Genomic DNA, 20,032 nt, shown 5'->3' with positions numbered 1-20,032 from the left:
CACTCAGGGGAGATGAGAGACCTTGGCGGGAAACGCCGATTTCGATCTGTACCGGCCGGCCGAGGAGCACGACATGCTCCGTGAGTCGGTGCGTGCGCTCGCCGAGGCGAAGATCGCACCGTTCGCCACTCCGGTGGACGAGGAGGCCCGCTTCCCGCAGGAGGCGCTGGACGCCCTGGTCGCCAATGACCTGCACGCCGTGCACGTGCCGGAGGAGTACGGCGGCGCCGGCGCCGACGCCCTCGCGACCGTCATCGTCATCGAGGAGGTGGCCCGTGTCTGCGCCTCCTCCTCCCTGATCCCGGCGGTGAACAAGCTGGGCTCGCTGCCGGTGATCCTCTCCGGCTCCGAGGAGCTGAAGAAGAGGTACCTGGGGCCGCTGGCCAAGGGCGACGCGATGTTCTCGTACTGCCTCAGCGAGCCCGACGCGGGCTCCGACGCGGCCGGCATGAAGACCAAGGCGGTCCGCGACGGCGACTTCTACGTCCTCAACGGCGTGAAGCGCTGGATCACCAACGCGGGCGTCTCGGAGTACTACACGGTGATGGCGGTCACCGACCCGGAGAAGCGCTCCAAGGGCATCTCCGCCTTCGTGGTGGAGAAGGGCGACGAGGGTGTCTCCTTCGGTGCCCCGGAGAAGAAGCTGGGCATCAAGGGCTCGCCGACCCGCGAGGTCTACCTCGACAACGTGCGCATCCCCGCGGACCGCATGATCGGCGCCGAGGGCACCGGCTTCGCCACCGCGATGAAGACCCTGGACCACACCCGCATCACCATTGCGGCCCAGGCGCTGGGCATCGCCCAGGGCGCGCTGGACTACGCCAAGGGCTATGTCCAGGAGCGCAAGCAGTTCGGCAAGCCGATCGGCGACTTCCAGGGCGTGCAGTTCATGCTCGCCGACATGGCCATGAAGATCGAGGCCGCCCGTCAGCTCACCTACGCCGCGGCCGCCAAGTCCGAGCGCGGCGACGCCGACCTGACCTTCCAGGGCGCCGCCGCCAAGTGCTTCGCCTCGGACGTCGCGATGGAGGCCACCACCGACGCGGTCCAGCTGCTCGGCGGCTACGGCTACACCCGGGACTACCCCCTGGAGCGCATGATGCGCGACGCGAAGATCACCCAGATCTACGAGGGCACCAACCAGGTCCAGCGCATCGTCATGGCCCGCAACCTGCCGTAACGGCGCGGCACAGGGCAGACGAGAAGGCCCCGGCTCCCTTCCAGGAGCCGGGGCCTTCGCGCGATCAGGGGCGGGTCACTGGTCCGCGGTGACCGTGACCGGGTCGTCGTTCTTCAGCTCGCCGACCAGCTGCTTGACCTTCGGCATGTCCCACTGGAGGTTGCCGCCGACGCTGCCGGAGACCGGCATGTTCATCGACTTGCCCTCGCCGCCCTTGCCGGTGACGTCCTTCAGCGCGAAGAACATCTTGCCGAGCGAGTAGGGGCCCATGTCCTTGTCCACGATCAGGGTGTCCAGGCCCGCGCCCATGGCCGGGTAGAGCGCGAAGGGGTTCAGGATCGTGCCCGGCGAGGCCACCTGGTGGGCCAGCGTCGAGAGGAACTTCTGCTGGTTCTTCGTGCGGTCCAGGTCGCTGCCGGTGAAGGCGTGCCGGGTACGGACGTACGCCAGGGCCTGCTGGCCGTTCAGGGTCTGCTCACCGGCCTTGAAGTCGGCGCCGGACCACTTGTCCTTGAAGCCCTTGTCGAGCTTCATGTCGACGCCGCCGATGGCGTCCACGATGTTCGCGAAGCCGGCGAAGCCGATCTCGGCGTAGTGGTCGATGTGCAGCCCGGTGTTGTACTCCACGGTGCGCACCAGCAGCTGCGGGCCGTCGATGGAGTACGCGGCGTTGAGCTTGTTGGCCCCCATCGCGGGCTGCATCTTGCCGGACTCGGAGCCGCGGAACTGCGGGATCGTGATGTTGGAGTCGCGCGGCAGCGAGATCAGCGTCGGGCCGTTGGACCCGGTGTGCAGGATCATCATCGAGTCGGTGCGCTTGCCGTCGGCGGAGCCCGTGTGCAGGTCCTTCTTCTGCTGGTCGGACATGCCCTCGCGGCTGTCGGAGCCGACGATCAGGTAGTTGGTGCCGTCGCCCTCCTCGGGGCGGTCGATCACCTTGCTGAGGTCGACTTCCTTGCGCATCTTGGAGTCGGCCCAGAAGTACGTGCCGACCGAGACGACGAGCAGCACCACGACGAGCGTGAGAAAGACCCGCTTGATGCGGCGGCCCCACTGGGGGCGGGGGCGGTAGCCGTCGTCACCGTATCCGCCGCCGTGCCCGCCCTGGCCGCCGCCGTAGACCTGACCGGTGTTGTACCCGTCGTCGTAGCGGCCGCCGCCATGCCCGCCGTCGTACCCCGGCTGCGGCGGGACGCCCTGCCGGCGGCGCGGCGACATGCCGGGCGGCAGCGGCGGCTCGTTGTAACCGGCGGTGGGCTCCCGGCGCACCTGTCGCATGGCGCGCACGCCCTCCGGCTGGGTGCTGCTGCTGCCGCGCCCATACCGGTCTCTGTCGTCGTCGCGGGGGTACCCGTCGCGCCACTCGTTCATGGAGCAAAGTGTGCCTGCCGGTACACCTCGCCATACAGGGCGGGGACCGGATCGGACCGCGGCTGTTGCAGAGCTGATGCAAAACGGTGCGGCATAAAGGGGAGGGCGCGACGATTGGGCCGCGTGGGACAGGAGACGACGATTCGGGACAGGCGGGACGCACGTTTGCCCGTGATTGCACTTGTAATGGGGCGAAAAGGGAGCAAAGCGGACCGGTTGGTGGGCTCCGTGACCGTCTCGGGCAGAAGGCGTCCGACGGGGTGCATAGGGTGGACGTATGACCGACCTCGTCACCGACGGCACGGAGGGCAGCCTTCCGGGCAAGCCCACCTCCGTCTCGCGTACGACGCTCAGCCACATCATGGACGCGAGCCACACCAATCTGCTCGGCACCGTCCACGGCGGCGTGATCATGAAGCTGGTGGACGACGCGGCGGGCGCGGTGGCCGGCCGGCACTCCGGCGGCCCCGCCGTCACCGCCTCCATGGACGAGATGGCGTTCCTGGAGCCGGTCAGGGTCGGTGACCTCGTCCATGTGAAGGCGCAGGTCAACTGGACCGGCCGGTCCTCCATGGAGGTCGGCGTGCGGGTCCTGGCCGAGCGCTGGAACGAGTCCACGCCCGCCCAGCAGGTCGGCTCCGCCTATCTCGTCTTCGCCGCCGTCGACGAGAACGGCAAGCCGCGCCGGGTCCCGCCGGTGATCCCCGAGACCGAGCGCGACAAGCGGCGGTACCAGGAGGCGCAGATCCGCCGCACGCACCGGCTGGCCCGGCGCCGCGCCATCATGGAGCTGCGCGAGCGCCGCGTCGCCGACGGCGTCGACGAGAACTGAGCCGCCCGCTCGGCGCGGTCACCGGCACTCCTCCTCGTCCCCCGTGACCGCCGGCACATCGCCGGAGTCGGGCGCGGGGACCTCGGCGCGCACCTTGTGGACGGCCTTGTGGTCGGGGCCGAGGGTGACCCGCAGCACCGGGCCCTGGCCCTGTACCGGGCGCAGCTCCGCGCCGGGCAGCGCGGCGGCCAGCGTCCGTACCGAGCGGTTCCAGCGCGGGTCGTAGCTGATCACGGTGCGCTCGGCGGGGGCCGCGGCGTTGCGGGGCGTGCCGGTGGTGTCGAAGCCGGTCGCGCGCAGCGCCTTGTCGGCCCGCGCCGCGTGCCCGCGGACGCGGGTGCCGTTCTCGACCTGCACCCGGATCTCGTCCGGCGCCACGTCCACCACGGTCGCGCGCTCCTTGCGCTTCTTGTGCACGGCCAGCGGGCGGTCGGCGCGGACGGCCGCGAAGAGCTTCTCCGCGCGCTTCTCGTCCCACTTCACCGTCGAGCCGACGTTCGGCACGGAGTAGCTGATGTCGCTGACGGGGACGGAGGCGAACTCCGAGGAGGAGGGCTTGAAGCCGCGCAGCGCCTGCCCGAGCGCGACCATCTCGCGCGTGCCGAAGCCCGCGTCGGCGCGCAGCGAGTCCAGCAGGGTCGAGGTGATCCGCTTGAACGTCACGGGGTTCACCAGCGCGTCCGAGTCGGTGATCTTGTGCAGCAGGGCGACCAGGAAGCGCTGCTGGCGCTGCATGCGGCCCAGGTCGGAGCCGCCGTCGAGGTGCCGGGCGCGGACGTACTGGAGCGCCTGGCCGCCGTTCAGCTCGCTGGTCCCCTTGGGCAGGTCCAATCCGGAGTAGCGGTCCCGCAGTGGCCGGGTGGTGCACACCTGAACGCCGCCGACCGCGTCCACGGTCTTCATGAAGCTGGTGAAGTCGACCTCCAGGTAGTGGTCGATGTGCACCCCGGTCATGTGCTCGACGGTGCGAACGGTGAGGCTGGGGCCGCCCTCCGCGTACGCCGCGTTCAGCTTGATCGGGTGGGCCGGCGTGGTCCGCCCGGTCTTCTCGTCCTCGCGCGCGGGCGCCTCCACGAGGGAGTCGCGGGGCAGGCTGATCACGCTCGCCCGGTCCCGGGCCGCCGAGAGGTGGACGAGCATGACCGTGTCGGTGCAGTGACAGGGCGCGCCGCCGAGGTGGTACCGCTCCTTCTCCGCCGCCGACAGCCGGTCCCGGCCGTCGGTGCCCGCGACCAGGAAGTTCATCCCGTTCCCGGAGGCGGCCCTGGGCCGCTTGCCCATGTCCTTGAAGGCGTCCACCCGGGAGATGCCCTCGTTGACCCCGGTCACCATCGCGTGGCCGACGCCGCTCGCGGCCAGCAGGACGACCGAGACGCCGGCGGTCGCCCGCACGATCCACCGCGCTCTCCGGCGCCGCCTGCCGGGTGCGGGGAGGGGGAGGGTGCGGGGCGGCTCGGGCATAGAGGGCACCTCCTCGTAGACGCGGAGAAAGAGTGACAGTACGTCCGTATGATCGGCTGACTGTCATCACACGCCGCACCGGTCCATCGCGCCACTCGGCTGCCGTCGGCCCCGTACGCCCGTTCGCGGTAACGTGAACTCTGATGAACGCGACCCACGCCACGCCGAGCCGGCCCCCCGCAGTCTCCGTGATCATGCCGGTGCTCAATGAGGAACGTCATCTGCGCGACTCCGTGCGCCACATCCTGGAGCAGGAGTACGAGGGCGAGATGGAGGTGGTGATCGCGCTCGGGCCGTCCACGGACCGCACCGACGAGATCGCCGCCGAGCTGGTACGGGAGGACCCCCGGGTCCACACCGTGCCCAACCCGACCGGGCGTACGCCCGCTGCGCTGAATGCCGCGATCAACGCGTCCCGGCACCCCATCGTGGTGCGGGTGGACGGCCACGGAATGCTGTCGCGCAACTACATCGCGACGGCCGTGCGCCTCCTGGAGGAGACCGGCGCGCAGAACGTCGGCGGCATCATGAACGCCGAGGGCGAGACGCCCTGGGAGGAGGCCGTCGCGGCCGCCATGACCTCGAAGATCGGGGTGGGCAACGCGGCCTTCCACACCGGCGGACGGGCGGGCCCCGCCGAGACCGTCTTCCTGGGCGTCTTCCGGCGCGAGGCGCTGGAGCAGCAGGGCGGGTACAACATCGAGTTCATCCGCGCACAGGACTGGGAGCTGAACTTCCGCATCCGCGAGGCGGGCGGCCTGATCTGGTTCTCGCCCGAGCTGAAGGTGCAGTACCGGCCGCGGCCCAGCGTCAAGGCGCTGGCCAAGCAGTACAAGGACTACGGCAAGTGGCGGCACGTCGTCGCGCGCTACCACTCCGGCTCGATCAACGCCCGTTACCTGGCCCCGCCGACCGCGCTGTGCGCGTTCGCCGCGGGCCTCGTCGTCGGCGCGGCCGTGACGCCCTGGGGCTTCGTCGTCCCCGGCGCCTACCTCGCCGCCATCCTGGCGGGCTCCGTCCCGGCCGGGAAGGGCCTGTCGCTCAAGGCCCGCGCCCAGATCCCCGTCGCGCTGGCGACCATGCACTTCTCGTGGGGCTGGGGCTTCCTGACCAGCCCCCGCTCGCTGGCCAGGAAGGTCATCGCCAGCCGCCGCCCGGCGGTGACGAAGGCCCCGGCGGAGACCGCCTAGCGGTCCCTGCGCAGTACAAAGTGGCGCCCGTATCCCTGGGGGATACGGGCGCCACTCCGCTTGGAGCCTGTGCTCACCAGGTGTAGTCCGGGTTCACCTTCATGCACGCCTTCTTGTCCTCGCCGTTGAGGGCGTCCGCGCTCTCCGGGGCCTTCTCCGCCTGCTGCTTCCCGCCGGCCGTCTCCGGATACGCGGTACCGGTGCGCCAGTCGTTGCCGACGACCAGCCGGATGCCCTGCGCCGAACTGGACTCCTTCACCGCGCTCTTGGGCAGCCCGAGCGCCTTGGCGACGGCCAGCGCGTCGCCCTCGGCGTCCTTGCCCCCGTACGTGATCGTGGTGTCCGCCTGGGCGATGAGCGTGGCGTCGGTGCCCGCCGCCGTGTAGCCGAGCGTGGCGAGCTGCCCCTGGACGGCGCTCGCGCGGCCGACCACCGGGCCCTGGATGGCGCCGTTGGTGCCGTTCTGCACGGTGACCTGGAGCTCTTCCTTGGGCGTGGTGGGCTTCGGGTCCGCGGCGGGCTTCTTCTTCTTTTCCGCGTCCTTGCCGTCCAGCGCGGTGTCGTTGCGCAGCATCGCGAAGACCTGCTCGGCGTCGCCCGGCTTGGGCATGACGTAGGACTCGCCGGGGCCGTAGCTCCACGGCATGGTCGCCATGGTGACGCGCTTGACCGGTACCCGGTTCAGGTCGCCGCCGAGGTCGTACAGCTTCTTCACGCTGCCGAGGCCCTCGTCCACGGTCAGCGCCTTGGTGGCGGCCTCCGCCAGCGCCTGGAGCTTGCCCGGGTCGGTGAGCTTGGTGCCCGCCTTGAGCTGACGGATCATCGAGTTCATGTACATGTGCTGGGCCTTGGCCCGGCCGATGTCGGTGTTGTCCTCGAAGCCGTAGCGGGTGCGCAGCCACTGGAGCGCCTGGACGCCCTTGATGTTGTGCTCGCCCTCGGTCAGCTTCAGCCCGCTGCCGTGGCCCTTGCTGTCGTGCGAGTAGATGTTGTCGTCCACGCAGACCGGGACGCCGCCCACCGCGTCGGCCATCTGCACCACACCCGCGAAGTCGATCATCATGAAGTGATCGATGTAGATGCCGGTCAGCTCTTTCCAGGTGGCGACCGTGCAGCCCGGGCCGCCGTGCTGGAGCGACTGGTTGATGGGCGCGGTGGTCTGCGGGTACTTCTCGCCGGACTTGGGGTCGGTGCACTCGGGGATGGTCACGCGGGTGTCGCGCGGTATCGAGAGCACCGACATGCTGGAGCGGTCGGCGGAGACGTGCAGCAGCATCTGCACGTCCGCCAGCGGCTTGCGGCCCACGTCCGCCTTGGCGCCGCCGAGCTTGACGTTCTCCTTGCTGTTCCGGCTGTCCGAGCCGAGCAGCAGGATGTTCATCGGGGTCTGGCCGAAGGCGTTGGGCTCGGGCTTCTTCAGCCCGCCGTCGCCGAGGTCCAGGAGGCCCTTGCGGAGGTTGCCGTTGAGGTGCTCGTAGTAGAGATACCCGGCGCCCGCCGTGCCGAGGACGAGGAGCGCGGCGATGCCGGCGGTCCACTTCAGGACCCGGCGGCCTCTTCGGCGCTTCCGCCGGCCCCGCCCGCCGGAATCCGCGGGGACGGCCGCGCCGCCGTCCCCGCCCCCGTCGCTGCGGCCCTCGTACAGGCTGTCGTCCCAGCCCAACTCCTGGGCGTCGGGCTGGTGTCGACGTGATCGGTCACCACGCACACTGCTCTGCCGCATCGGCTGCCCCTCCCCGTTTCCTTCATCCGGTGGTGCGCTCGGCGGCCTGGCAGGGCGGCCGGTCGTTCTTCACTTGGGTACTGCTGGTCCCGCGCGGTCCTACTTGGCGCAGACGTTCTTGTCGTCGGCGTTGACGTTCTGGACCCCGTCGGGCGCCTTGTCGGGCGCCGCTATCGGCTCCCCGGCACCGGTGAAGTCCTTGCCGAGGATGAGCTTCATCGGCACCTTGGGACCGGCGTCGCCGTTCGTCTGCTTCATCGCGGACTTGGGCAGGCCCATCCATTCGGCCAGGGTGGCTGCCTGGCCCGCCTGGTTGGGCGCGTACTCCAGGCGCGTCGTGTCCAGCGTCGTCGTCGCGTTGCCGGCGTTCGTGGTCAGCGGCGCGCCCTTGTCGTTCTGCAGCCAGTCGACGGTCTCCTGGGCGGCGCCCAGCGGGCCGCCACCGTTGGAGATGTCGACCCGGACCTCGGCGGCAGGCGCCTTGGTGACCGGCTTGGGCTTCTTCTTGCTCTTTTCCTTCTTTGTCTTCGTCAGAGAATGATCGGCCTGGACCATCTTGAAGAGCGGTTCGGCCTTGGGCTTGTCCAATATGACTGTCGCGGGGTCGTCAGGGTTGTCCAGAACCGGCACGGTGGCGAAAGTGACGTTCTTGACGTCCACCCGGCTGAGGTCCTTGGCCAGGTCCATCAGCTTGCTCGCGCTGCCGATACCCGTGTCGACGGTGAGCGCCTTGGTCGCCGCGTTGCTCAGGCTCCACAGCTTGCTGGGGTTGCTGAGCGTGCCGCCGGACTTCATCTTGCGGATCATCGAGCTGAGGAACTGCTGCTGCAGCTCGATCCGGCTCAGGTCGCTGCCGAAGCCGACGGTGTGCCGGGTCCGGACGAACGCCAGCGCCTGCTCGCCCTTGACGATGTGCCGGCCGGCCTTGAGCTTCAGGTGCGACTTGGGGTCGTTGATGTCCTTGCCGGCGCACACCTCGACGCCGCCCACCGCCGTGGACAGCTCCTTGACGGCGTTGAAGTCCGCCATCATGAAGTGATTGATCTTCAGCCCGGTCAGCTTCTCCACGGTCCGCCAGGTGCAGCCCGGGTCGCGGTCCTCCTGGCCGAGGCTGGTGTTGAAGCGCACCCCGGTCTCGCCCGGGATGGTCTTCTTGGTCCCGTCCTTCATCGTGGTCGGGCAGTCCGGGATGTCCGTGACCATGTCGCGCGGGATGCTGAGCGCGGTGGCGTTGGTGCGGTCCGCGGAGACGTGCATGAGGATCGTGGTGTCGGCGTGGCCGACGCTGCCCATGTCGCCGTAGCCCTCGTTGCCCTTCCCCTCGCGGGCGTCCGTCCCGATGATCAGGATGTTGACCGGGCCCTCGGTGACCGCGTCGTTGTTGATGCCGACGTCGACCTTGGAGATGTTGCCGTCGAGGTGCTGGTACATGAAGTACGCGCCGGTGCAGCCGGCGACCAGCACGAAGCCCATCACGCCCGCGCCCCAGTACAGCGCCTTCTTCTTTTTCGTCGCCTTCGGCTTCGGCTTGCGCCGGCCGGTGCTCGCGGCGGGCGCCGCCGCCGCTGCCGCGCGGTGTCCCGCCCGGCCGCCGGCCCGGCGGTTGCGCTGGGCGGGCAGCTCGCGGGTCGCTGTGTCACGGTCGGCTTCCGCCGTCCGGCCGCGCTCCTGGAGCCGCCGCTCCCGGCGGCTGCTTCCCGGGGCGGTCGCGGAGGGGGCGGCGGCTCTCCGGCTTGCCTGCCTGGGGGCTGACTTTGAGCCAGCATCCAGTCGCAGTTCGTAGTTGCCGGTGTTCGGGTCGAACACCCACTGATCGGCGGGGTCCATGTCCCCCGCCTGCCCACGGCCTTGCGCGTCCACGGTGCTGTGAGTCCTCCGTCGGTGCCACGCGGCGCCTGCCCCCTCAAGGCGCTCGGTCGGTCGGATTGCAGTGCGCGGTCAGCCAGTCGTGCGGACCGGATCGCTCACACTATCCGCCCAGTTCAGCGTCAAGCGACGCCCGTGACAAATTCCACGTCCCTACAACTGGGCAATCCACCCGATACTTTCGTGTCCTTGATCCACCCTTTGCGGAGGCTTTATTGGCAGATGCCCCGATCTGCTGTGGTTCCCCGGAAGGCCGTCGAGGGCCCCGGCGTGGCCGATTCGTGATGGCCGGGCTTGTCAGCTTCGTCCCGGCTGTTCGAATGGCTCCCCCCGCGGGCATCCGTCTGTCCGGTCTGCGGGTCTTTGGCCGGGTCGTCGTATTCGGTGGTGTCCGTCCGTTCCGCCGGGGCCGGGCGGACCGGGACCGGGCGGTCGGCACGCAGCCGCGCGAAGAGCCGGCCGGCGTCCGGCTGCACCAGTTCGTCGCGGTTCAGGTTGTACGCGTACGCCTGCCGGGGAACGGTCAGGAAGTGGATCTTGTCCGTGGGGATGTCGCGGACGCTGCGCACCAGATTGAACAGATCCTTCAGCGACGCCAGCCCCTCGTCGGTGGTGAGGGAGCTCGTCGCGGCGTCCAGCAGCGGGTACAGGCGCGTGGGATTGAGCAGTACGCCGTTGCCCTGCACCTTCTTCACCAGCGCCGCCAGGAACCGCTGCTGGCGCTCCATCCGCTGGGTGTCGCTGCCGTTGCCCAGCGCCTTCCGGGTCCGTACGTACCCCAGCGCCTGCTCGCCGCGGAGCAGATGGCGCCCGGCCGCCAGATTCAGGTGCGCGTCCTGGTCGGCGACGGCCTGCGGCAGACAGACCTCCACGCCGTCCACCGCGTCCACCATCTTCTTGAAGCCGGTGAAGTCCAGGATCATGTGGTGATCGATGCGGATGTCGGTCATCCGCTCGACCGTGCGGATCGTGCAGGCCGGCCCCGCCGCCTCGAAGGCGTAGTTGAACTGGGTGAAGAGCGGCTGCGTACGACTGCCGTCCGGCTTCATGCACTGCGGCACCTGCGTCATCAGGTCGCGCGGGATGCTGACCGCCGTCGCGCTCTTCCGGTCCGCCGCCAGGTGCAGCAGGATCGTGGTGTCCGAGCGCTGGGTGCCGTCGTCGGCGCCGTACTTCCGGTTCCCGCCGCCGCGGTTGTCCGAGCCGATGAGCAGGATGTTCTGCACGTTCTTCGCCGAGGCGGGCGGCCGCTCCGCCTCGTACTCGCGCAGCTGGGCCGCGGTGCCGGAGTCGGCCGTGATGTTCCCGTTGAGCTTGTCGTACGCGAGCCAGCCGACGGCCGCCGTGCCCAGCACGGCGGCACCGCCGCCCAGCGCGGTCCAGCGCAGCCACCGGCGCCGGGGCGGGCCGCCACCGGCCGCCGGCTCGTTGCAGCGCTGCAGTTCCTCGGGGATCTCCGGCCTGTCGTCCACGGCTGCGTCCACCCCTCGTGCGTCGGCCGCACGGGATACGGCCGTCTCACTCGGTGCCGCGGCCCGGACGGCGTGCCCGGGCCCCGGTACTCAGGCAGACGGCCGAGTCCCGCGCAGGGTTGTACCTCCACACGATCATTGACCGCGCCGGACGGATCGGCTCCCGCAGCGGGTGCCGGCTGGGCCGGTCGGGCGACGGACGCGAACTGCCTGGCAGCGGGCTCAGGACGCGGCGGGCGCCGTGAGCGTGACCTGCTCGGCCTCCTTGCGCCGGGCCAGTCCGTCCGCGTCGAGCCGGTCGGCGTTGCGGCACAGGACGACCGAGCCGCCGGTCGCCAGCGGTGCGTACAGCCCGTACGCCAGCCCGTCCCACGTCCCGTACGGCAGAGCGGAGAGCACCCGCTGCCGCTCGGGCAGCCCGGTCAGCTCCACCGCGGCCGCGCCGATCTCCGCGCCGGTGAACTCGCGGCCGGCCACGGCGAGCGCGGGCGCGTGCGGATCGACCGGCACGTACGGCGCGAAGCGGTCGCCCTGGCCGGGCACCTCGGCGGCGTAGTCGGCGAAGCCGGCCGGCGGCTCGGGGAAGCGGCCGCCCAGCGGGCGCAGCGCGAGCGCCACCCGCTCCCCGGAGCAGGCGCGCGCCGCCTCCAGGGTGTCCGGGCCGCTGACGACGAGGTCCGCCGCGGCCGGGTCGCCGCCGACGTCCGCGACCACGCCGACGGACGAGCAGGCCACCAGCCAGACGGCGGTCTGCCAGTGCGCCGGCAGCAGCAGCGCGAGCCGGTCGCCCGGCTCGGCGGAGAGCTCGTCCTGGAGGTAGTTGGCGGTCTTGGCCACCCAATTGGCGAAGGTGGCGACGGACAGTTCGACGCGCTCGCCGGTGGCGTCGTCGTAGAAGGTCACGAGCGGCCGCGCCGGGTCCGTGGACAGCGCGGATCCCAGCAGGTCGGCGGGGGTTCGGTCGGTGGCGTTCATTCCTGGAAGCCTACGTGGGCCGGGTGCCGCCGTACGGCGTACCCGCGGCTCCCGCGGTGCCGTGCCGCACCGATGAGGCGTCAGGTGCCAAATGGCGGATTTGCCCTACTAAGTACATGATCGCTGCCATGCGTGCCTTTGTTGCCACTTCGCTCGGCGCCGCGACCTTCGCGGCCCTCGTCGTACCGCTCGCGCTGCCGGCCGGAGCGAACCCCGCCCCGGCCCGGACAGCCGCCGCTCCCGGGCCCGCCTCGGCGGACGTGCCCGGCAGCACCCAGTCCCTGCCGCTCGTCCGGCTCGGCGACCGCGACCGTGTGCTGCCCGGCCGCGGGACGGGCCGGGCCGGCCGCGCCGCGCCCTTGGGAATGCCCGTCAAGGACGTACGGCCCTTCTCACTCGTCGGCGTCGTGTGGAACGACGCCAAGGCCGAACTGCACGGCCAGCCGCAGGTCCGCACCCGTGCCACCGGCAGCCACCGGTGGGGTGCCTGGCAGGACGTGCAGACGCACTACGACGACGCGCCCGACCTGGACGCGGCCGAGCGCCGCGGCGACAAGCCGCGCGGCGGCACGGCCCCGCTGTGGGTGGGCGACTCCGACGCCGTGCAGATGCGGATCGCCCCGGAGCAGGGCCGGCAGGCGGTGACCGAACTGCCCGCCGGGATGCGCCTGGAGCTGGTCGACCCCGGCCGGCCCGCCAAGCCGCGCGATCCCGCGCCGAACGCCGCCGGGCAGGAGGCGGAGGGCGCGAACCTCAACGCCGGGCTCGCGCCTCCCGGAGCCACCACCATCCCGGCGGCGCCCGCGAACGCGCTGCAGGCCGACCTCGCGGCGGCCGGCGAGGAGGAGCGCGGCCAGGCGCCCGCGGCGCAGCCGCAGATCGGGCCGCGGCCGCAGATCATCACCCGGATCGGCTGGGGCGCCGACGAGCAGCTGCGGGAGGCGAAGCTCGAGTACACCAAGACCGTCAAGGCGGCCTTCGTGCACCACAGCGCCACCGGCAACGGCTACAGCTGCAACCAGTCCGGGGCGATCGTCCGCGGGATCTACCGGTACCACGTCAAGAGCAACCACTGGCGGGACCTCGGGTACAACTTCCTGATCGACAAGTGCGGCGCGGTCTTCGAGGGCCGGGCCGGCGGCGTCGCCCGACCCGTCATGGGCGCCCACACCCTCGGCTTCAACAACGACACCACCGGCATCGCCGTCATCGGCACCTTCGACAAGGCCAAGCCGCCGGCCCCCGCGCTCGACGCGCTCGGCAAACTCACCGCCTGGAAGCTGGGGCTGCACGGCCGTGACCCCGCCGGAAAAGCCACTCTGACCTCGGCGGGCAACAACCGTTACAAGAAGGGAACCAAAGTCCGGCTGAATGTCATCTCCGGACACAGGGACGGATATGTGACGAGCTGCCCAGGGGCCGCGCTGTACGGCACACTCGGCTCGGCGCGCACCGCCTCCGCCCGCTTCCAGGGGCGCTGAGGGCCCGGGGTCGGCGCCCGTGACCTGCACGGGCGCCCAGGCCGGGCGGCGCCGGAAAATCCCGTCTACTGGCGGGTAAGCCCGTTGGCAAAGCGGGCAAACCGTCTGCCTACACTGGTCCGCCGTCCGGCCGACCCCAGCAGGAAGCAGAGAACAAAAGGTGACTGAAGCGATCCTTCTGGTCGGCGGCAAGGGCACCCGGCTGCGCCCGCTGACGGTGCACACGCCCAAGCCCATGGTCCCGGCCGCGGGAGTGCCGTTCCTCACCCATCAGCTGGCCAGGGCGCGCGCCGCGGGCGTGGAGCACATCGTGCTCGCCACTTCCTACCTCGCCGAGGTTTTCGAGCCGTATTTCGGTGATGGGGCGGAATGGGGGCTTCATCTCGAATACGTCACCGAGGAGGAGCCGCTCGGCACCGGCGGCGCCATCCGCAACGTCGCCCACCGGCTGCACTCGGGCCCCGACGACCCGGTATTGATCTTCAACGGCGACATCCTCACCGGGCTGGACATCGAGGCCCTGGTGCGCACCCACCGGGAGACCTCCGCGGACGTCTCGCTGCACCTCACCCGGGTCGAGGACCCGCGCGCGTACGGCCTCGTCCCCACCGACGGCACCGGCCGGGTCACCGCCTTCCTGGAGAAGCCGCAGACCCCCGAGGAGATCGTCACCGACCAGATCAACGCGGGCGCGTACGTCTTCAACCGCTCGGTGATCGACGCCATCCCGCAGGGCCGCCCGGTCTCCGTCGAGCGCGAGACCTTCCCCGGGCTGCTGGAGTCCGGCGCCCACCTCCAGGGCATGGTCGACTCCACCTACTGGCTGGACCTCGGCACCCCGCAGGCGTTCGTCCGCGGCTCCGCCGACCTGGTCCTCGGCCACGCGCCCTCCCCGGCCGTCCCCGGCCGGCGCGGTGAACACCTCGTACTGGACGGCGCCGACGTCGCCGCGGACGCCAAGCTCAGCGGCGGCACGGTCGTCGGCGCCGGCGCCCGGGTCGGCGCGGGCGCGCGCATCGTGGGCAGCACCGTCCTGGCGGACGCGGTCGTCGAGCCCGGCGCGCAGATCCACGACTCGCTCATCGGGGCCGGGGCGCGCATCGGCGCCCGTACGGTCTTGCACGGCGCGGTCATCGGCGACGGGGCCACCGTCGGCGCGGACAACGAGCTGCGCGACGGCATCCGCGTGTGGTGCGGCGCGGACCTGCCGGCCGGCGCGGTCCGCTTCTCCTCGGACCAGTGACGACTGCCACGGGATGACGGGCGGCAGGCGGGCCGCCCGGCTCCCGTAGGCTGAATGGATGCCCCGCACCCGCACCTGGGCCCCGCCCGGCCCGTACGACCTTCTGCGCACCCTCGGTGTGCTGGGGCGCGGACCGGGCGATCCCGCGTACCGGGTGGAGGGCGGCGCCGTCTGGCGGGCCACCCGCACGCCCGACGGGCCGGTGACGCTCAAGGTCGCGGCGCGCCCCTCGGAGGCGTGCGTCGTGGCCGAGGCGTGGGGCCCGGGCGCGGACTGGATGCTGGAACAACTCCCTTTGTTGTTGGGGGGTTTGGACGAACCGTCGGCCTTCGTGCCCCGCCATCGCATCGTCCACGAAGCGCACCGCCGCAACCCGGGGCTGCGGCTGGCCCGCACCGGCCTCGTCCTCGAGTCGCTGATCCCCTCGATCCTGGAGCAGAAGGTCACCAGCGACGAGGCGTACCGGGCCTGGCGGCTGCTCCTGCAGCGGTTCGGCGAGCCCGCGCCGGGCCCGCACGAGCGGCTGCGGGTCCTGCCGGACGCGCGCGGCTGGGCCATGATCCCGTCCTGGGAGTGGCACCGCGCGGGCGTCGACGCCAAGCGCTCCGACACGATCGTGCGGGCCGCCCGGGTCGCCCGCCGCCTGGAGGAGGCGGCGGCCATGGACCTCCCGGCCGCACTGCACCGCCTCCAGCTGGTCCCCGGCATCGGCCCGTGGACCGCCGCCGAGGCCCTGCAGCGCTCCAACGGCGCCGCCGACGCCCTCACCCTCGGCGACCTGCACCTGCCGCGCATCGCGGTCTACGCACTGACGGGCCGCCGCGGCGGCACCGACGACCAAATGCTCGACCTACTGGCCCCCTACGAGGGCCAACGCCACCGCGCGACCCGCTACCTCCTCCTGTCAGGCCGAGTCCCACCCCGCCGAGCCCCCCGCTACTCCCCGAGGGACATCGCCCGCATCTGAGCGCTTCTGCCGCGGGCATTCGCCCCGCTGCCGCTCTCCCCCCACCCAGCTGTGGGCAATCGTGCCGCAGGGCGATGGGGGTCCCCCCCTGCTCGAGCGAAGCCGAGAGCTTGGGGGAGGGTGGGCACAGCGGCACCCACCGGCGGGCAGCCGGACCCCGCCGAAGGCGCCTACCGCACCACGACGAAGTCCGACGCCTCCCGAGCCGGCCGAGGCTTCGGCGCAGACGCCGGCCGCCCAATCGCCACCGCCCCCATCGGGTCCCAGGAGTCCGGCAGCCCCAGAACCTCCCGCACCACATCCCGGCAGAACATCGTCGAGGAAACCCAGGCGGAGCCCAACCGCTCCCCGGCCAGCGCCACAAGAAAGTTCTGCACCCCGGCCCCCGCCGCGACCACGAACATCTCCCGCTCGGCCGCGTTCCGCCGCGCGTCCGCCGCCGCGTCCGGCCCCTCGTACGTGTGCGAGCCGTCCATGACCAGGCACGGCACCGCCAGATACGGCGCGTTCCGCAGCACGTCCCCGCGCCGCACCCGCTTCGCGACCGACTCCTCGGACTTCCCGTCGCCGCGCAGATCCGCGAGCCACGCGTCCCGCATCGCGTCCAGCAGCCGGGTCCTGGACTCCTCGGACTCCAGCAGGACGAACCGCCACGGAGTGGTGTGGTGCGGTGCGGGCGCGGTCACGGCCGCCGCGACGGCCCGCCGCACGGCGCCGCCGTCCACCGGGTCGTCCGTGAACTCCCGGACCGTACGGCGCAGCGTCACCGCTTCCCGTACGGCTTCGGACGTACCGAGCCGGAACATGTCGTCGGCGGCGGAGCGCACCAGCGCCCGCGCGCCGGTGTCGTCTCCGGCCTCCTGAGGGGCGGCCACCACGTGCGGCAAGCCGCGCACCACCGCGACCGGCAGCCCGCCCGCCTTGCCCTTGACCAGGTCGCCCGCGCTCGCCAGCTCATCTGCCGTGGCGACGACCGTGACGCCGAGCGGATTGCCGTGGCCGTCGGTGCTGCCGCGCAGGTCCTCCAGGACCCGCACGCCGGCCGCGCCGATGGCCACGTCGGTCAGCCCGCTCCGCCAGGGCCGCCCGAAGGTGTCGGTGACGATCACGCCGACGTCCACGCCGAGCGTCTCGCGCAGCCCGGCCCGGATGGCCCGCGCCGAGGCGTCGGGGTCCTCGGGCAGCAGCAGCACCGTGCCCTGCGGGGTGTTCGAGGCGTCGACCCCGGCGGCGGCCATGACCAGGCCGTTCCGGTTCTCGACGATGCGCAGCGTGCCGCGCCGCGCCACGACCCGCACGGTCTCCCGGTCGATGGCGGCCTCGCGGTCGTCGGCCCGCACGATCCGGTCCTCGGCCTTGCTGACGATCTTCGAGGTGACCAGCAGCACGTCGCCGTCGGCCAGCCCCGGCATCCCGGCCCCGGTGGCCGCGGCGGCGATCAGCTTGGCGAGGTCGTCGCCGGGGCGCACCTCGGGGATGCCGGGCAGCGCCCAGACACGGTACGAGGGGGCCTCCTCGGCGGGCGCGTCGTACGGGGCGCGCGCGGCCGCGTCCTGCGGTCCGGCGGTCACGCCCGTACCTCTTCGGCCAGTGCCAGCGCCTCGCGGGCCATCGTGGCGGTCGCCTCGATGTCGGTCATCATCAGCGGCACCGCGCGGCAGCGGATCCCGGCTTCCTCCACCTCGGCGGTCCTGTCCGCGTCGGCGGTGTCCACCAGCCAGCCGTCCAGCAGCCCCGCTCCGTAGTGCGCGGCCACGGCCGAGGCCGTCGACTCCACGCCGACCGCGGCCAGCACCTTGTCGGCCATGCCGCGCACGGGCGCGTCGCCGACGATGGGGGAGAGGCCGACGACCGGCGCGCCGGCCTCCGCGATCGCCTCGCGGATGCCGGGGATCGCCAGGATCGTGCCGACGCTGACGACCGGGTTGGACGGCGGGAAGAGGATCACGTCGGCGGAGCCGATGGCCTCCAGTACGCCGGGCGCGGGCTTGGCCTGCTCGGCGCCGACCGGGACGACGGCCTGCGCCGGCACGGAGGCGCGCAGCCGGACCCAGTACTCCTGGAAATGCACGGCCTTCTTCTCGCCGTCCTCCTCGATGGCGACGTGGGTCTCGACCCGGTCGTCGGTCATCGGGAGCAGCCGGACGCCGGGCTGCCAGCGGTCGCAGAGCGCCTCGGTCACCGCGCTGAGCGGGTAACCGGCGCTCATCATCTGTGTCCGGACGATGTGCGTGGCGAAGTCCCGGTCGCCGAGCCCGAACCACTCGGGTCCGACTCCGTAGGCGGCCAGCTCCTCCTTCACGCGGAAGGTCTCGTCCGTACGCCCCCAGCCCTGTTCCTCGTTGATACCGCCGCCGAGCGTGTACATCACGGTGTCCAGGTCGGGGCAGACCTTCAGCCCGAACAGATGGATGTCGTCACCGGTGTTGCCGATGACCGTGATGTCCGCGTCCGGAGCCGCTGCCTTCAGTCCCCGCAGAAAGCGGGCGCCGCCGATACCGCCGGCGAGAACCACAATGCGCATGGCGGTAAGTGTCTCAGCCGAAGGCCGATTCCATGAGGGGTGGCGGTCGGGCGACGGGTGGGCGTCAGGAGGAGGCCGCCTTGTGCTGAGCGGGCGAGCACTGCGAGGTGGGGGTCCCCCCGGTCGAACGAAGTTGAGACTGGGGGAGCATCGGCATGTCCGTCAGCCCCGGGAAGTAGACGTGCAGGCTGACCGCGGGCGTGAGCGTGTCGTTGGTGACCTCGTGGACGTAGCCCGGCGCGAAGACCCGCTGCGCGCCGGGCGTCAGGCCGCGGCTGCCGCTCGCGCTGTGTTCGGTCAACTCGCCGTCCAGGACGGTCAGTACACCGGAGGACGGGCCGTGGTCGTGCCGGCCGCTGCCCTGGCCGGGCAGCCAGCTCAGCAGCCAGACCTCGTAGCCCGGTCCCGTCCGCAGACGGTGGTACCAGCGAGTGGTGGCGTCGTACTCGACGAGATGCGCCCACTGGGCGCGGTCCGCGGCGATCGAACGGGCGAGCCCGGCGAATTCGGCCACGGTCGCGGGGTGCTCTCGTGCGGGCTGGAGGAGATGGCTGACCTCGAAGATGTCGCCGGCGATCTGGAGGTCACTGTCGCTGTTCATGGACTTCTGGTTCCTCGGAAGAAGAAGAGCTGGTGCGCGAAGGGAAGTGCGGTGCGGCGCGGCGCGTCGTACAGCCGCGCCGGGCGGCACTCAGCAGTGGTGCGGGAGAAGAAAGCTGGAGCTCGGAAGCGTCAACAGCTGCAACAGCGACAGCGAGCCTGGACAGCGCAGCGGGACCCGTAGGAACGGGTCAGGCGGGGCGCGGGCTTCACTGGCATGGAAACAAGAAGAGCGGGTACTTGGCGGCCGTGTCAACCGGATGTCGTGAATGTGGCAAATGTTTCACCTCATCCGGTTAACTGCGACCGACGAAAGGTTTGTGCACCCGATGGGTGGGAGAGGTGGCCCATCAGTTGCGCCGCCAAACGCCGTTGCGGTTCCGTGATCTGAATGTGATCAAGCCCGCTTCTGGTACAGGAGTGCAACGTGATCGCTGCCCGTTGAGTCCTTCAGAGGAAGAAGGGGGGTGCGGGGTGCGTGAGGCGAATGTTTGTCCTGGTTTTTGCCGATTTGAACACTTACCGCATACCCTTGGTTCCGCAGAGTGAATAAGGGGCCCAATAGCAGATCTCGGCTTGACTGGCCCGGATCGGCACACTTGTAATTTCACTCGTGTCGTTCAGCCGTCATCGGTAACGGCAACATCACGGGGACGCAATGACAGACGAGGGGCGCACATGACCGAGCTGTTCGAAGAATTGCTGGTCGAGGAGGCGGACGAGGAGCTCGGCTGGCAGGAGCGCGCGTTGTGCGCACAGACCGATCCCGAGTCCTTCTTCCCGGAAAAGGGCGGCTCCACCCGCGAGGCGAAGAAGGTCTGCCTCGCCTGTGAGGTCCGTTCCGAATGTCTTGAATACGCTCTTGCCAATGACGAACGCTTCGGTATCTGGGGCGGTCTGTCCGAGCGCGAGCGGCGCCGGCTGAAGAAGGCCGCGGTCTGAAGCCCGACGGCGACGGTCCCGGCGGCAGACGCCCGGTACCGCCCGGCACAGCGTACGCACGCCGGTCCACGGACCGGCACCGCCACAGCGGAAGACGGCGAGCAGGAAGACGGCGAGCACCCACTCCGCCCCCGGCATCCCACTGCCGGGGGCGGAGTGCTGTTTGCGCAGCCAGGAGGGCACCGCGTACGGACCCGGCGGGCGC

At 71.1% G+C, this 20,032-nt stretch carries 16 protein-coding genes; 7 read left to right on the top strand and 9 right to left on the bottom strand.

All coding sequences use genetic code 11. The features are described 5' to 3' along the window. The first annotated feature begins 22 nt into the window (after positions 1-22). A complete protein-coding gene (locus ACIGXO_RS17985; RefSeq protein ID WP_399787211.1) occupies positions 23-1,180 on the top strand; it encodes an acyl-CoA dehydrogenase in 1,158 nt (385 codons plus the stop codon). A 75-nt stretch (positions 1,181-1,255) separates the two neighbouring features. On the opposite strand, the gene ACIGXO_RS17980 is transcribed toward ACIGXO_RS17985, so the two are convergent. Then, positions 1,256-2,551 (bottom strand): LCP family protein, encoded by a 1,296-nt coding sequence (locus tag ACIGXO_RS17980; protein ID WP_399787208.1) that lies wholly within the window; start codon positions 2,549-2,551, stop codon positions 1,256-1,258. A 277-nt stretch (positions 2,552-2,828) separates the two neighbouring features. Here ACIGXO_RS17980 and ACIGXO_RS17975 point away from each other — a divergent pair, with 277 nt between their 5' ends. Beyond that, positions 2,829-3,383, top strand: a complete 555-nt coding sequence (locus ACIGXO_RS17975; protein ID WP_399787205.1) for an acyl-CoA thioesterase — start codon at positions 2,829-2,831, stop codon at positions 3,381-3,383. An 18-nt stretch (positions 3,384-3,401) separates the two neighbouring features. On the opposite strand, the gene ACIGXO_RS17970 is transcribed toward ACIGXO_RS17975, so the two are convergent. Beyond that, entirely contained in the window at positions 3,402-4,844 is a 1,443-nt protein-coding gene (locus ACIGXO_RS17970) for an LCP family protein (RefSeq protein WP_399787202.1), read from the bottom strand. A 143-nt stretch (positions 4,845-4,987) separates the two neighbouring features. Between ACIGXO_RS17970 and ACIGXO_RS17965 the strand changes: the two genes are divergently transcribed. After that, positions 4,988-6,034 carry a glycosyltransferase family 2 protein gene (locus ACIGXO_RS17965; protein ID WP_399787199.1) on the top strand — a complete coding sequence of 349 codons (1,047 nt, stop codon included), beginning with the start codon at positions 4,988-4,990 and terminating at the stop codon, positions 6,032-6,034. Between the two features lie 73 nt (positions 6,035-6,107). On the opposite strand, the gene ACIGXO_RS17960 is transcribed toward ACIGXO_RS17965, so the two are convergent. The 4 genes from ACIGXO_RS17960 to ACIGXO_RS17945 all read right to left on the bottom strand — a co-directional run bounded on the left by ACIGXO_RS17960 (position 6,108) and on the right by ACIGXO_RS17945 (position 12,070). Continuing rightward, the gene (locus ACIGXO_RS17960; RefSeq protein ID WP_399787195.1) at positions 6,108-7,757 is read right to left on the bottom strand and encodes an LCP family protein; all 1,650 of its coding nucleotides are present in this window, start codon (positions 7,755-7,757) and stop codon (positions 6,108-6,110) included. 99 nt (positions 7,758-7,856) lie between these two features. Continuing rightward, positions 7,857-9,617 (bottom strand): LCP family protein, encoded by a 1,761-nt coding sequence (locus ACIGXO_RS17955; RefSeq protein ID WP_399787192.1) that lies wholly within the window; start codon positions 9,615-9,617, stop codon positions 7,857-7,859. Positions 9,618-9,835: 218 nt separating this feature from the next. Next, positions 9,836-11,095, bottom strand: a complete 1,260-nt coding sequence (locus tag ACIGXO_RS17950; protein ID WP_399787190.1) for an LCP family protein — start codon at positions 11,093-11,095, stop codon at positions 9,836-9,838. 222 nt (positions 11,096-11,317) lie between these two features. Further along, positions 11,318-12,070, bottom strand: coding sequence for a TIGR03089 family protein (locus ACIGXO_RS17945; RefSeq protein ID WP_399787187.1), 753 nt, complete (start codon positions 12,068-12,070; stop codon positions 11,318-11,320). 128 nt (positions 12,071-12,198) lie between these two features. On the opposite strand from ACIGXO_RS17945, the gene ACIGXO_RS17940 reads away from it, so the two are divergent. From ACIGXO_RS17940 to ACIGXO_RS17930, 3 genes are all read left to right on the top strand, one after another. Further along, positions 12,199-13,551, top strand: coding sequence for a peptidoglycan recognition protein (locus ACIGXO_RS17940; RefSeq protein ID WP_399787185.1), 1,353 nt, complete (start codon positions 12,199-12,201; stop codon positions 13,549-13,551). Positions 13,552-13,711: 160 nt separating this feature from the next. After that, a complete protein-coding gene (locus ACIGXO_RS17935; RefSeq protein ID WP_399787182.1) occupies positions 13,712-14,794 on the top strand; it encodes a sugar phosphate nucleotidyltransferase in 1,083 nt (360 codons plus the stop codon). Between the two features lie 58 nt (positions 14,795-14,852). Beyond that, complete coding sequence (locus tag ACIGXO_RS17930) at positions 14,853-15,761, top strand: DNA-3-methyladenine glycosylase family protein (RefSeq protein ID WP_399787179.1); 909 nt, start codon at positions 14,853-14,855, stop codon at positions 15,759-15,761. A gap of 170 nt (positions 15,762-15,931) precedes the next feature. Here ACIGXO_RS17930 and ACIGXO_RS17925 read toward each other — a convergent pair whose 3' ends face one another. The 3 genes from ACIGXO_RS17925 to ACIGXO_RS17915 all read right to left on the bottom strand — a co-directional run bounded on the left by ACIGXO_RS17925 (position 15,932) and on the right by ACIGXO_RS17915 (position 18,886). Beyond that, positions 15,932-17,332: a coenzyme F420-0:L-glutamate ligase gene (locus ACIGXO_RS17925; RefSeq protein ID WP_399787176.1), complete on the bottom strand. Its 1,401-nt coding sequence runs from the start codon at positions 17,330-17,332 to the stop codon at positions 15,932-15,934. Next, positions 17,329-18,285, bottom strand: a complete 957-nt coding sequence (cofD, locus tag ACIGXO_RS17920) for a 2-phospho-L-lactate transferase (protein ID WP_399787173.1) — start codon at positions 18,283-18,285, stop codon at positions 17,329-17,331. Before cofD ends, ACIGXO_RS17925 begins: the two co-directional genes overlap by 4 nt. Before the next feature lie 64 nt (positions 18,286-18,349). After that, the gene (locus ACIGXO_RS17915; RefSeq protein WP_399787170.1) at positions 18,350-18,886 is read right to left on the bottom strand and encodes a cysteine dioxygenase; all 537 of its coding nucleotides are present in this window, start codon (positions 18,884-18,886) and stop codon (positions 18,350-18,352) included. A 677-nt stretch (positions 18,887-19,563) separates the two neighbouring features. Between ACIGXO_RS17915 and ACIGXO_RS17910 the strand changes: the two genes are divergently transcribed. Continuing rightward, a complete protein-coding gene (locus tag ACIGXO_RS17910; protein ID WP_030266018.1) occupies positions 19,564-19,827 on the top strand; it encodes a WhiB family transcriptional regulator in 264 nt (87 codons plus the stop codon). Positions 19,828-20,032: the final 205 nt, after the last annotated feature.

The organism is Streptomyces sp. NPDC053542 (assembly GCF_044544685.1).
Taxonomy (GTDB): Bacteria; Actinomycetota; Actinomycetes; order Streptomycetales; family Streptomycetaceae; genus Streptomyces.
This window is presented reverse-complemented; position numbering and strand designations above follow the sequence as displayed.